Source organism: Paenibacillus sp. NPDC058071 (assembly GCF_042885235.1).
GTDB lineage: Bacteria > Bacillota > Bacilli > Paenibacillales > Paenibacillaceae > Pristimantibacillus.
This window is the reverse complement of record NZ_JBHVSK010000006.1, coordinates 16941-29997: the sequence shown is the minus strand read 5'-3', so window position 1 is coordinate 29997 and position 13057 is coordinate 16941. Positions and strand designations below refer to the sequence as shown.

Annotated in this window: 11 protein-coding genes; 4 read left to right on the top strand and 7 right to left on the bottom strand. The window is 45.6% G+C overall.

Annotated elements, in window-relative coordinates:
* Window positions 1-43: 43 nt before the first annotated feature.
* Window positions 44-2098 carry a M13 family metallopeptidase gene (locus ACFVTB_RS11670; protein WP_387748655.1) on the bottom strand — a complete coding sequence of 685 codons (2055 nt, stop codon included), beginning with the start codon at window positions 2096-2098 and terminating at the stop codon, window positions 44-46.
* A gap of 80 nt (window positions 2099-2178) precedes the next feature.
* Window positions 2179-2490, bottom strand: a complete 312-nt coding sequence (locus tag ACFVTB_RS11665) for a YbjQ family protein (RefSeq protein WP_387748653.1) — start codon at window positions 2488-2490, stop codon at window positions 2179-2181.
* 186 nt (window positions 2491-2676) lie between these two features.
* On the opposite strand from ACFVTB_RS11665, the gene ACFVTB_RS11660 reads away from it, so the two are divergent.
* Window positions 2677-3411: a response regulator transcription factor gene (locus ACFVTB_RS11660; protein WP_387748651.1), complete on the top strand. Its 735-nt coding sequence runs from the start codon at window positions 2677-2679 to the stop codon at window positions 3409-3411.
* Window positions 3408-5147 carry a HAMP domain-containing sensor histidine kinase gene (locus tag ACFVTB_RS11655; protein ID WP_387748649.1) on the top strand — a complete coding sequence of 580 codons (1740 nt, stop codon included), beginning with the start codon at window positions 3408-3410 and terminating at the stop codon, window positions 5145-5147. The genes ACFVTB_RS11660 and ACFVTB_RS11655 overlap by 4 nt, the downstream gene beginning before the upstream one ends.
* 170 nt (window positions 5148-5317) lie before the next feature.
* Here ACFVTB_RS11655 and ACFVTB_RS11650 read toward each other — a convergent pair whose 3' ends face one another.
* Window positions 5318-6205 carry a LysR family transcriptional regulator gene (locus ACFVTB_RS11650; RefSeq protein WP_387749366.1) on the bottom strand — a complete coding sequence of 296 codons (888 nt, stop codon included), beginning with the start codon at window positions 6203-6205 and terminating at the stop codon, window positions 5318-5320.
* Between the two features lie 560 nt (window positions 6206-6765).
* Here ACFVTB_RS11650 and ACFVTB_RS11645 point away from each other — a divergent pair.
* Window positions 6766-7518: an SDR family NAD(P)-dependent oxidoreductase gene (locus ACFVTB_RS11645; RefSeq protein ID WP_387748647.1), complete on the top strand. Its 753-nt coding sequence runs from the start codon at window positions 6766-6768 to the stop codon at window positions 7516-7518.
* Between the two features lie 120 nt (window positions 7519-7638).
* Here the strand turns inward: ACFVTB_RS11645 and ACFVTB_RS11640 are convergent, their stop codons facing one another.
* A complete protein-coding gene (locus ACFVTB_RS11640) occupies window positions 7639-8817 on the bottom strand; it encodes an MFS transporter (protein WP_387748645.1) in 1179 nt (392 codons plus the stop codon).
* A gap of 227 nt (window positions 8818-9044) precedes the next feature.
* Complete coding sequence (locus tag ACFVTB_RS11635) at window positions 9045-9350, bottom strand: ArsR/SmtB family transcription factor (protein ID WP_387748643.1); 306 nt, start codon at window positions 9348-9350, stop codon at window positions 9045-9047.
* A gap of 126 nt (window positions 9351-9476) precedes the next feature.
* On the opposite strand from ACFVTB_RS11635, the gene ACFVTB_RS11630 reads away from it, so the two are divergent.
* Window positions 9477-9932, top strand: coding sequence for an Lrp/AsnC family transcriptional regulator (locus tag ACFVTB_RS11630; RefSeq protein ID WP_387748641.1), 456 nt, complete (start codon window positions 9477-9479; stop codon window positions 9930-9932).
* A gap of 87 nt (window positions 9933-10019) precedes the next feature.
* Here the strand turns inward: ACFVTB_RS11630 and ACFVTB_RS11625 are convergent, their stop codons facing one another.
* On the bottom strand, window positions 10020-11228 hold the full coding sequence (locus ACFVTB_RS11625; RefSeq protein ID WP_387748639.1) for an MFS transporter: 1209 nt from the start codon (window positions 11226-11228) through the stop codon (window positions 10020-10022).
* A gap of 407 nt (window positions 11229-11635) precedes the next feature.
* Window positions 11636-13036 carry a MocR-like pyridoxine biosynthesis transcription factor PdxR gene (pdxR, locus tag ACFVTB_RS11620; RefSeq protein ID WP_387748637.1) on the bottom strand — a complete coding sequence of 467 codons (1401 nt, stop codon included), beginning with the start codon at window positions 13034-13036 and terminating at the stop codon, window positions 11636-11638.
* Between the last annotated feature and the right edge of the window lie 21 nt (window positions 13037-13057).

Here is a 13057-nt window from a genome sequence, read left to right as displayed (position 1 = left end):
AAGAAGGGCTAACCACGCGGTTAGCCCTTCTTGTTATTTATTTTTACCAAAGAGAAAGCCTTTCCTCTGGGGCAATGTACATCGCGTCGCCTTCTTTTACGTCAAATGTCGAGTAGAAATCGTTGGTGTTAGCAACACCTGTATTGACTCTTACTTTATTTGGCGAATGCGAATCGATGGCTAAAAGCAGTTGTTCGATTTCTGGACGAGCCTTCTGTCTCCAAATGATTGCCCAAGATTGATAAAACTCTTTCAGATTGGCATCTGGCAGCTGCTTTGTCGCCTCAAGAGCCACCATTAGTCCGCCGATGTCCGCAATATTTTCCGTTAAGGTCTGTTGTCCATTTACTTTTTGACCCAAATACTCTACTTTGCTGTATTGTTCAATAAAAGCCTGTCCTTTTTCTTCGTATTTCTTGTAGTCTTCTTCCGTCCACCAATTGATCATATTGCCGATTTCATCGAATTTTGCTCCATTTGGATCAAAGCCATGCGAAATTTCATGTGCAATAATAGCGCCGATCCCGCCATAGTTTTCGCTTGCGCTTTGATTTTTATCATAGAATGGCGCTTGCAGCGAGGCAGCAGGGAACGTAATCGTATTGGTCAACGGTTGATAGGTCATATTCGCCGTATTTGCCGACATTCTCCACTCGTCTCGATCAACGGTTTGATCAAATTTTGCAAAGTTGCTTTTCGATAGGATCGTTTGAATCGCTTGATTGTTCTCAAATAAAGACTTATTTTCATCCACCTTGATGGACGAATACCTGTTATCCAGCTTGTCCGGATAGCCAACATGAATTTTCATGTTATCCAGCTTTTTAATGGCTTCTGTTTTGGTTGCCTCAGACATCCAATCATTTTCTTGCAGTTTCTCTTTGTAAATGCCAAGCATGCTTTCAACCATACCGGTAACATCTTTCCTTGCTTCTGGTCCAAAATGAGTCTCTCCGTAATATTTCCCGACCACATCCTTGAAGGCCGAATTTACGATATTATGAACCGTTTCATCCGTCGACGCCATTTTTTCTTGGCCGGATAGCGCTCTGCTCAATTGAGTCGATGCTGCTACAAAATCATCGGTTAGCAAGGGAGCGGACTTTAACACAAAGGTTGCGTACGTCCAGCTCTTGATTTTATCCCAGTTTTTATCGTTGATCACTTTATCCAAGTTCTCGAAATACTTAACGGAAATGACGGAAATATGCTTCGGAGCTTTTCCGGCCACGTCTACCAAAAATTTCTCCAGATCAATTGTTTTGCTGTATGCTTTTAACTCGTCAATGGTTTTCGGGTTATAAATCGCTTCAATATTGCTGTATTCTGCCGGACTTAAAATATATTGCACGAAGTCTTGTTCAAAATCTACCGCTTCACCGGCAATTCGCTCCGCTTCTAGTTCGCTTTCCCCAACCTTCACCAGCAGCTCCGAGAGCATTTTTTTGTATAGCCCCAAAAATATTTCGCTTTGAGGATTTTCAGCTGCATAGTAGCTCTTATCTGGCATCGTAGGGATTGGAGCCTCGAGGTACAGCCCGTTTTTAGTCGCATCCTTCATATCGGACAGAAGCGTCAAGCTGAAAGGCAGAGCTAGTCCTTTGAAATAGAGCTCCTTCTGATTTTTTGCAAATTCCGATAAGCTTTTGATCGATTTTATTTTCTCGATATCCGCCTTAAGGGCTTCATATCCTTGTTCGTTTAGTTTGTCCCGATCGGAAGCGAGCTTATAAAATTTAACCATGTTGCCGATCTCGTCATCGGATTTGTCGCGTCCCTCAGCCGCCATCTTGGCCAAATCCGCTGTAACTTGCTTTTTTACATTCGTATCAAGGTCAACTAAGCCGCCAATAATGACTTTATCCGCCGGAAGCTCCGTCGTCTCCAGCCATTTCGCATTTACCGCTTCATAAAAGTCGTCTTGCAGTTTCATTTTCCCCACTTCAACGGCCTCATCTGTTTTTGTTTTTTCTTCAATTGTTTTTTGATTATTATTTTGTACGTCTCCATTACGATCAAGAATGTTCGTACACGCCGATGCAGAAATCACAACAGCAGCACCTAAAGTAAGGAGACCAACCATTTTTAGTTTTTTCATTATGTCATTCCTCCAAGTGTAAATAATATTGCAGGCAGGCTTTGAACGTTGGCCTACTAGATCAGAGAAGTTGTGACTGCTTAGATAATGACAGCTGTTCCACTGACAGCCACCATTAGCATCCCTTGACGGACAACTTCATAGTTGATATCGACGCCGATGACGGCATTGGCTCCCATCTGTGAAGCTAGCTGTGTCATCTCGTTAAAGGCGGCGTCTCTTGCTTCCCGCAGCTTGGTTTCATACGCTTTGGAACGCCCGCCTACAAGGTCTCTAAATGATGCAAGAATGTCTCTCCCGACATTAGCCGCCATGATAACTTCGCCGGTTGCAACGCCTATATACTGTTTGACCGAGGAACCTTCAACGATTGCTGTTGTTGTAATAATCATGTCTCTTCCTCCTATATCGATAAATTTTGTTATCCTGCCGGATGTGTTGAATAGGATCCTTAGTGCCTATCCTATCAGCGCTATTGAAACGGAGCCTAAACGATTCGTTTAACACCAGCTAAATAATGCCCCCGCCGTTTAGGTTCTGTTAATGTCGATATGCTACTATGGGAAAGGGTGAAAACGATGACAAGTCTATCTGATATAAAAATCGCAATCGTGGACGACGAGCCATCGATTGTAACCATGCTGCAAATGGTGCTGCGAAGAGAAGGGTTTCATCAACTATACGCGGCTTCCAACTGTGTAGAAGCACTTGAATTAGCGGAGCGCATCGCTCCCGATATTATTCTGCTCGACATCATGCTCCCGGACGGCAGCGGACTAGAGCTCTGCTCCAAGCTCAGAGAATACGGGAATCCGCATATTTTATTTTTGACTGCCAAAGCTTCCGATCTCGATGTGCTGCGCGGCTTCGCTATGGGCGGGGACGATTATATTACGAAGCCTTTCAACCCTCTGGAGGTGGCTGCGAGAATTCAGGCGCGCATACGCCGATTGGAGCCGGAAGCATCGACGTCCAGTCCGGCGAAACGGCCCGATCAAGGCATTTACCGATTCGGCCGCTTTACCGTCAACGAGGCGGAAGGTGAGCTGATCGTGGAAGGAAATCCGGTTTCTTGCCCCGCGCAGGTTTTTCAGCTGCTGCTGCACTTCTGCAAGCATCCCGGGATTGTATTTTCCAAAACACAGCTCTATGACAAGGTGTGGGGAATCAACGGACAGGGAGATGACTCGACTGTCATGGTGCATATCCGGCGTATACGAGAGCGGATCGAGATCGATCCTGGGGACCCGAAGCTGCTGGTTACCGTACGCGGGCTCGGATATAAGCTGGTGAAGGAGTCGCAAGAGCGATGAAAATACAACAGCGCATGGCGTTCCACTTCACTTATCAACTGATCATTTACTCTATATTAATTGTGGCTATTACTCTGATTGCCTGCATTGTCTATTTCCAAAACATGACGAATAATGAGATACGCCGGAACTTTCCGGTTGGCGCCCTGCAGATGATCGCTCAAGAAGCGAACACCAAGGACGGGACGATCAAGATATCTCCCGAGTGGGATAAGTTGATCAAAGAAAAAGGAATGTGGCTGCAGATTGTCAATGCCGATGGAGAGGTCATCTACACCATCAATAATGGTCCGCATCAATCGCTGCCGGCCTCCTACTCCATCGCTCAACTGCTCGATATTCAAGAGACGCGTGCATTTGGCAAGTATACCGTGCATACTCAGCTCAGTTTTGCTTTCAACGAGCCGGCAATGTACCTGCTAGGCTATCATAGTCCTGCTCTTGAGCAGCTCATGGATTGGTTTGACACCTATGGACAGCAAGGAGTGGTGCGAAGTGAAGCGGTTTTCCTTGTGGACAAGCGGCTGCGTGAAACCGGCAGCTATTTGCAGGTGATCGACTCCTCCGGCCAATCTGTACAAAGCATCGGCGATCACGTTTACATGCAGAAGTCGTATCGTTCACTAGATATTTTGGCCATCCAGCAATCGCCTGACAACTACGACACGAACATTGTCACTCATCGGGATAAAGAGAGCGGAATGACGTGGATTCTCTATACGCCAAATGCGGATGGAGGTCCTCTGAAGCATCCCGTGTTGGATTCGGCAGCGCGTGGACTTATCTGGTTTACAGCTCTTATTCTGCTGTTGGCGGTTCCGATCTCCATCTGGCATGGAAAGCGCTATGGTCAGCCGCTAATTATGTTCGCAGGCTGGTTCGAGCGTATGGGACTGGGACAATACAATCAGGTATTGACGGCCAAGGACAAGCGCAAAATATTCCGCCGCAACGGCACCATGCGAATCCGCTACAAACTTTATAAGGAAGTGATTGAATCCTTCTATCAGATGGCCGATAAGTTGGCTCAAACCGAGAAGGAGCGTGAGAGGCTGGAGAAGACGCAAGCGGAGTGGATGTCAGGCATTTCTCATGATCTGCGGACGCCTCTGTCCACGATTCAAGGCTATGGGTATATGCTGGAGAGCTTGCCGGAGCAATGGAGCCCGGAAGAGATGCGGATTATGGGATCGACAATTCGTGAAAAAGGGGATTATATGCTTGAGCTGATCTCCGATTTTTCATTGGTTCATCAGCTTAAGCAGGGCGATTCGATTATGGCGATTCGGGAGATGGACTTGGTAGAGCTCGGGCGCCGCTCGGTGCTGAAGTATGTTAACGACGCCACGATGTCCGAGTATCAATTTCACTACGTTGGAGAAGAGGGTCCTCTGCTTGTACAGGCTGATGAAATATGGCTGCAGCGGTTAATGGACAACCTGCTGTCCAACGCCGTGAAACATAACCCGCCGGGTGTGACCATCACCGTCTCCATCGGCAGAATGAACGGCAAGGCTTACATTCGGGTAATCGATAATGGCAAAGGGATGGATGAAGAAACACTGCATCATTTGTTCAATCGCTACTACCGGGGAACGAATACGGAAGAATCAACGAATGGCTCCGGGCTCGGAATGAGCATTGCCAAATCCATCGTCGAAGCGCACGACGGCGAAATCAAGGTGCAATCGAAAGTGCGGCAAGGTACAAGAATTGAGATTCTGCTGCCTCTATGAGGGGGCGGCTGGAACTGATTTTATAAAAGATGTGACCTGTTGTTGCAGGCGGTAGCAGAACAATTATGTACACTGCTGCTGCCGCAGCGGCTGGAGTAAATATGCTGTAGATAGATAGTTTGTTTGTTCTCCTGCTAACTTGGTACACACATGCCATTCTACGTTGGCGTTCACACATAACTCCGCACAATCTCCACAAAATTTTTCACCTGTTTAGTCTTGTTGCTGCGCAGCCAGCAGATAGCAAACTGAATGTGTAAAAACGATTCGGCCATCGGAATATAAGCGATATCACTTTCAAACAGCTTGTTCATACAATTGGGAACAAGAGCAATCCCTACGCCAGCGGCAACTAAACCAATTACCGCCTGCTCATTTGTCGCTGATTGCACAATATTCGGGTTTATTCCGCTTTGCCTGCAGGTCAGAAAAAAGAAGTCATATAAGAGTGTTGATTTACTGCGGTTCATCATGATAAACGGCTCTTCGGCCAGTTCATGCAAATGAATCATTTTTTTAACCGCTAACGGATGTGATTTGGGCAGTGCAACCACCATCGATTCGGTAGAGTACGGCAACCAGTTCATTTTCATTTCGCTGTGCTTGTCATTCAAATAAACGGCGAAGCCTAAATCAATTTCTCCCTCTTCTATCTCTTTCTCCATGTTTTCAGGGATTACTTCTCTGAGCACAATCTCTACCTCTGGGTACTCCTCACGAAATAATCGGATTGCTTTCGGCAAAATGCTGTACAGCATGATAGCGTAATATCCAATGACAAGCTTTCCTCTCCTCCCCGATTCAGCCCGTTTTGCTTCCTCTATTCCTTTCTGCAAATGCTGGAATATAAGCTGGACTTCCTCCAGCAGCGCTTCTCCTGCTAAGGTCAGCTGTACCTTTCGTGTAGTTCGCTTAAACAGCTGAACCCCAAGCTCGCTTTCAAGCTGGGCAATTTGAGAACTAATCGTTTGTTGGGAAACATGAAGGCTATCGGCGGCACGTCCAAAGTGGAGGTAGCTTGCAACTTCAGTGAAATATTTTAACTGTTGAAATTCCATCGTCAATTCAATCCTTCCTGCACGACTATTTATCATCACCTCAGGTCAAAACCAAAAAATCGTGCTCCTTTCATTATACAACCATTGACTGTTAATCAACAATTTATTCACTCTTTTTAGGTTAATAATCATTTTTTATAATGGATATATAGTCAAAATCAACTTTAAGTGAGTGAAAGCGCTGCGGGTCAGAGGGTTCTTCCGATCGCCATTAAAGCCTGATTCCTTTATTTAATTTGATAGTTGTCTGAGGTAGGAATCTTGCTTTAAAAGCGACCACTATCGTTTCTCCAGAATCCCTCTGCCCCTTCGCTGCTCTCTCCTTTTCAGTCCAGCACTGATTTAAATTCTAAACCTAGATATATTAACTGAACTATGTGAACGAAAGGAGGTGTTCGTACCATGTAATCATTGAAGTATGAAATCATCTCTATCTCTATCTCTATCTCTATCTCTATCTCTATTTCTTTCTCTATTACATCCCATTGTTTCGGATATAGTTGCTAACTAGTTGAATAGATTAAATTTATCCCAATACTCTATACAAGGTGGTTTTCAAAATGAGTAAATTAGAGAACAAAGTTGCCATTATTACCGGTGGTGCATCAGGTATTGGAAAAGGGATTGCTACAGCATTTGTAAAAGAAGGCGCCAAAGTAGCCATTGTAGACTACAATGCCGTGGTCGGTCAGAAAGCCATTGAGGAATTACAGCAAATTCAACCTGACTCCATCTTTATTCATGCAGATTTGGCTGACTTCAACACCCATGAGGCAATTGTACAAAAAACAATCGATCGATTTGGTCGTCTAGATACACTGGTTAATAATGCACAAGCCTCGAGAGTAAAACCGTTTATAGAAACAACTCCCGAAGATTTGAATATGCCATTTATGACAGGTTTTTATCCCACTTTTTATCTCATGCAATATGCATTTCCTCATCTGAAGGAAACGAAAGGGCATATTATCAATTTTGCATCTGGGGCTGGCATAACCGGTGCTACGAATCAAGCGGCATATGCAGCGGCGAAGGAAGCTGTTCGAGGATTATCAAGAGTGGCTGCCAATGAGCTTGGACCCTACGGCATTACAGTTAATGTGATTTGTCCATTCGCTAACTCACCAGGCGTTCAATACTGGGCGGAGAATATGCCAGAGCAATTTCAAGAAACCTTGTCGGGTATACCGCTTCGCAGAGTAGGAGATGTCGAGCAGGACATCGGCCGTACAGTTGTCTTTTTTGCAAGCGATGACTCCAATTATGTTACAGGGCAGACGCTAATGGTTGATGGCGGCGGTTGTCGACTATAGAATAAAAGTCTAACCACCGCTCTGCGCGCGGTGGTTAGATTTTTTTAGGAAGAGGACGACGCCATTCTTGACGATTTCGATGTAATTTCCAACGGTTTTCTATCTCATCCTTATTGACGATTAACTATGAGCGGCAATGGCCTTCTTCTTCATCTGCCCATTCAACAAGAACGATGCCACAATCGCGATCAAAACACCGAGTGCGCCAACCCATGTGACTTGGGATAATGAGACTTGGTTGATAACGATACCTCCAATTCCTGCTCCTGCAGCCATTGATAACTGCATCGTGGACTGATTGAGGCTTAGCATAACGCTTGAATAATTAGGTTCGATTTGTACCATGTTATACTGCTGCGTTGGGCCGGATGACCATGCGGAGAACGACCACAACATAAGTATGATTACAACCAGCAGCCACGAATTTGTAAACATAACGGTAACCGCGAGTAAAATCAAAGCAACAATATGCAGCGACATCCCTCCGGCCAACGTGCGGGCCACCCCCCACTTATCCGCACTGTAACCGCCGAATTTGGAACCAATCAAACTCGCAATGCCAAACGCTAACAAAACGCTGCTCAGTACATGTTCATTCAATCCTGCAACCGTAAGAAGATAAGGCGAGATATACGTATAAGCAATCGAGTAACCGCCGAGCCAAAAGAACGTAATTGAAAGCCCTAGAGCAACGCGGCGATTTTTAATGAAACCCAATTGTTTGGAAAGCGGTACAGGAGCATCGCCTTTCACGTGCGGTAGGGTAAAATATAAAACGAACATCACCAGCAGTCCCGCCAACGCTAGGAGGCCAAATACCGATCTCCATCCGAATTCGGCCGCTATCATCCGACCAAGCGGTACGCCAATAATTAATGACAAGGTGAAGCCCATGGTCACATTGGCAATCGAGCTAGCCTGCTTCCCTTCAGGTGCAATCTTGGCTGCAATATTAAGTGCTGTTACAACGACAGTTCCCGCTCCTAAAGCCATCAACGCCCGTGCGGCTACAAAAAGCTCATAACCCGGCAGCACAAATGCCAGCACGTTGGCAATTACGAAAACACCCAATGCAGCAATAAGCAGCTTCTGCCGTTCGATTTTCGCTGTCAAAGCCATGATCACCGGCGTACAAATGGCATAAATAAAAGAAAAAATCGTCACCAATTGTCCTGCCGAAGTAATGGATATATCCAAAGATAAAGATATTTTATCCATAATGCCCGAAATTACATATTGGGATGTCCCAACCAAAAAACTGACGAGTGCCAATAAATAAACTTTCCATGTGCCTCTCATAGATGCTAATCTCCTCTAATTCAAGTTTCTCACTTGTCATTGAGCTTTTACAATATCTATATATTAGTATTTATCGATATGAATAAAAACAAATTGCCGCTGTTTTAGCGACTCTTAAGCGACTCCTTGTCACCCGCAATCCGAAGCGCATCTTACCTGTTTCAGAATGCGCTGGACTGCAATTTATCCGCACATATTAACTTGCTTGCATGAGCGGCTTTAAAGGTTTATTCAATCTCCGCTTTCAATAAAGCGATCGCTTCTCTAATTTTACCTTCATCCCTTTTGTAATACGTATACTTGCCTACTCGTTCGCTTGTGATCAGACCTGTCTGCTGAAGAATGGTCAAGTATTGGGAAGCAGTTGACTGTGTCATATTCAACTTCTTGGTCACCTGGCCGACGCATACCCCAACTTTTCTCATGTCAACCCCTTCATGAGGTGCAAAATGCTGCTCAGGCTCCTTCAGCCATTGCAAAATTTGAATACGCGACTCATTAGACAATGCTTTAAAAATATTGATTGGTTTCATACCCAATATCATATCGGAAATTTCCGATATGTCAATATTGCAATTTCCCGCAAACAACGACTATAATACAATTGAAATATAGTTCATTTAACCATTCTGCCTTCATTTTAAAAGAGGTGACTATTCATGGATCAGATTGATCAAACGATTTTGTATCATCTTCAGCATCAAGCGCGTATTTCCATGACGGAGCTTGGCAAGTCCGTCGGCTTGTCGCAGCCGGCTGTAACGGAAAGAGTTAAGCGGATGGAAGAAAAGGGAGTAATCGAGCAGTATCGCACGATTGTTTCCCCCGAAAAAATTGGAAAACATGCCGCGGCCTTTATGCTGCTTCATACAAGAGAATGTAACGCGTTTCTTGATTTTTGCCATTCTTCGCCTGAAGTTATTGAAGTTCATCGGATAAGCGGAGAATACAACTATATGTTGAAGGTCGTTACCGACTCCATTCAGTCTCTAGAAACTTTCGGAAATAAATGCGATAAATACGGAACGTATACCATTCTAATCGTCATGTCATCTCCGATTAATCATAAATTTCTTATTACTGAAGATATAAGTACTCATATCGATAAAAAATAGAATCGCTATACGCAAGGAAATCCGGTTTATTATCCGGATTTTCTTTGCGTTTATTGCATTGCGGCTGTTTATTTTTTTAACACGGGTTCAGCGTTCCACAGTTCGAAATCCATGTTTTTTGGCGCGCCCTGTAACAAGCAGAGCAAGCAGCAGCAGGAGAAGCACTACCCATGGGAAGGTACGGATACCAAGCGTTTCGAGAAGGATGCCGCCTATTATGCCTCCGCCGCCGATAGCGGTGTTCCAAGCCGTTACCAGCATCGACTGGGCTACATCGGCATTATCGCCAGCTGTATCTGCAACCGCTGTTTGAAGCAATGTCCCCGCTCCCCCAAATGTCAGCCCCCATAACGCTATACTGACATAGATGACGATTGGCTCGGAGCCGCCTAGCCCCATCAGTATAGAGGCTATGGCGAAGCCAGCTATGCTTAATAAGGTGAGCGTTCTCAGCCAACGATCGATCAGCATGCCGATGACCCAAATCCCGACTACAGAAGCAATCCCAAATAGCAACAGGATCAAATCAACTCGCTCAGAAAGCCCTGCCCGCGCCAAGAACGGCGCAATATAGGTGTACAGGACGTTATGTGCTAATACCCAGAGCAACACGACAAATAGAACGGATCGCACCCCAGGTATAATGAACACTTTGCGAAGAGAAAGCCGCTTATCGGCAATCTGACCTGGATAATCCGGCAGTCCCTTGAACACCCAAACGATTAGCAGCAGCGACAGCAAAGAGGTGATTCCGAAAACAAGTCGCCACCCTATATAGCCTCCGACAAACGTTCCGATTGGGACGCCAAGCAGAAGTCCTAACGGAGAACCGATCATCGCCACCGCCAACGCCCGTCCTCGCAATGACTCATGAACCATGCGTCGTGCGTACCCTGCAGTGATTCCCCATACGACGCCGCCAGCCACACCCGCGAAGAAACGGGCAGCCAGTGTCAGTATATAGTTGGGAGAAATGCTTGTAATCGTGTTGAATACAAAAAAAACGAGGAGACACATCAGCAGCAGCTGCCGTCTTCTCCACCCTCTTGTGGCCGTGATTAGCGGTATCGCAGCCAAAATGGAACCAAGGGCATATAAGGTGATGAGCTGGCCGGCAAGTGCTTCCGAAATGCCAAGCCCCTCACTGATCTGCGGCAATAATCCCGCAGGCAGCGTTTCGGTTAAAATACAGATAAACCCCGTCATCGCCAGCGCCAGTAATCCTCCCCATGGAAGACGGTCAGACGGAGCGTTGTCCGCAGCATTCTGTAAGGCTGAAGCCATATTTCGATTCATGAAAGCACCTCTAATCTATAATTTCTAGATCGGTTTGATCTATGTTAAGCAGCCGCTCGCTTAATGAATTATAGTCTACAGGATCGGTTCGCCGTTTTACATATGGGATTAACTGAATTTTGAACGTATATATTTAAATTTAAATGAAATTGGTTTTGTATACCGATAAAACTAAACGGCTCAAACTTTAAATCAGTGATTGACGGAAAAGGAGAGAAAAGCGAAGGGGCAGAGGGATTCTGGAGAAACGAAAGTGGTCGCTTTTAAAGCAAGATTCCTACCGCAGACAACTATCAAATTAAATAAAGGAATCAGGCTTTAATGGTGATCGGAAGAACCCTCTGACCCGCAGCGTTCCCTCTCCCTTGAAGTCAAGCGCTGATTTCGGTTTTGAGCCAATAAAACCATTACTGATTGATCAAATGAGCAATAATCTGGACTCCCTCTTTAATTTGCCGTTCATCGACATTTCCGAAGCCCATAATGAGGCGATTCTCCGTTCTGTCTTTGGTTAAAATGTACGATTCAGCAGGGTACAGCCTAATATGCTGCTCTTCGATTTGGGCAATTCTTTGAGGGTCAAAGCGGCTTCCACTCAGTTCCATTACAAGATGGAGCCCCGCCGCATCTCCAGAGATGCTGACATCTTCTCCAAATGCATCGGTTAAGCTATGAATCAGACATTTTCTTCTTTTGCTATATAATCGGCGCATTCGAGCGACATGCTGCTCCAAATGCCCATCGGCAATGAATTTGGCAAGCGTCTTTTGCGACAGTTTCGGGCAATTCATGTCCGCTATTTGTTTTAGCTCGAGAAGCGCGTCGAGCAGTTCGTAAGGAACGACCATATACCCGAACCGTAAGGCAGGAAACATATTTTTGCTGAATGTCCCCACATAGATGACTCGTTTATCGTCAAGCTCTCGCAAAGCGCGAACCGGCATTCCAACGTATCGAAACTCGCTGTCGTAATCATCCTCAATAATATAGCTGCCGGCAGCTTGCGCATACTCAAGAAGCTCAAGCCGCCTTCCTATCGAAAGAATGCTGCCTAAAGGGAACTGGTGCGAAGGGGTCACAAAAATGCATTTGGGATACCGCCGCTGAGGCAGCTCTTCGACACGAAGTCCCTGTTCGTCAACGGGAACGGGAATCAAATCAGCGCCTGATGATTCAAAAATGCGGCGGATAAAGGTCGCGGTAGGATTTTCTAAAGCAACTGTATCGCCAGGATGCAGCAAAAGTCGAGATAGCAATGATATCGCTTGTGTAGCCCCAGCAGTCACAATGATTTGGTTAGGAGAGCATGTGATTCCTTTTGTATGATATAACATGCGGCTTATACCATTGCGCAGCTCCCAATCGCCAGCCGGATCATCCTCATACCCCAATTCCGCTACAGATAGTTCTGAATGTGCGGCAATCAGCGTTTCTTTCCACTTCCTAAGTGGAAAATGATTTAAAGCCGGGAAGCTAGGGCGAAAATCAATTCGCTGTATCTGCTGCTTCGAATTCTTATCAGCTACAGTGCCGCCATTTCCAATAGCAACGGAAGGCGGCTTGGTAAGCAACCGTTCCATATGAGACCCCAGTTCCATCACATAAGTACCCGAACCTTGACGGCCTTCCAAGTAACCTTCAGCAATAAGCTGCTCATACACCTCTACCATAAGAGCTCGCGAGACGCCAAATTCATCCGCCAAGTCTCTTGTAGAAGGAAGCCTGGAACGCGATGGATAGTGACCGGCCACTATTTTTTCTCTCAGCATCGTGTATATTTGTTTGGTTTTAGAATCACTGCTGTTCAAAGCCTAACCTCCTTGCTTGAA

Coding starts and splice junctions, on each gene's coding strand:
- ACFVTB_RS11670 (WP_387748655.1), bottom strand. CDS start 2,098: ATGAAAAAACTAAAAATGGTTGGTCTCCTTACTTTAGGTGCTGCTGTT.
- ACFVTB_RS11665 (WP_387748653.1), bottom strand. CDS start 2,490: ATGATTATTACAACAACAGCAATCGTTGAAGGTTCCTCGGTCAAACAG.
- ACFVTB_RS11660 (WP_387748651.1), top strand. CDS start 2,677: ATGACAAGTCTATCTGATATAAAAATCGCAATCGTGGACGACGAGCCA.
- ACFVTB_RS11655 (WP_387748649.1), top strand. CDS start 3,408: ATGAAAATACAACAGCGCATGGCGTTCCACTTCACTTATCAACTGATC.
- ACFVTB_RS11650 (WP_387749366.1), bottom strand. CDS start 6,205: ATGGAATTTCAACAGTTAAAATATTTCACTGAAGTTGCAAGCTACCTC.
- ACFVTB_RS11645 (WP_387748647.1), top strand. CDS start 6,766: ATGAGTAAATTAGAGAACAAAGTTGCCATTATTACCGGTGGTGCATCA.
- ACFVTB_RS11640 (WP_387748645.1), bottom strand. CDS start 8,817: ATGAGAGGCACATGGAAAGTTTATTTATTGGCACTCGTCAGTTTTTTG.
- ACFVTB_RS11635 (WP_387748643.1), bottom strand. CDS start 9,350: ATGAAACCAATCAATATTTTTAAAGCATTGTCTAATGAGTCGCGTATT.
- ACFVTB_RS11630 (WP_387748641.1), top strand. CDS start 9,477: ATGGATCAGATTGATCAAACGATTTTGTATCATCTTCAGCATCAAGCG.
- ACFVTB_RS11625 (WP_387748639.1), bottom strand. CDS start 11,228: ATGAATCGAAATATGGCTTCAGCCTTACAGAATGCTGCGGACAACGCT.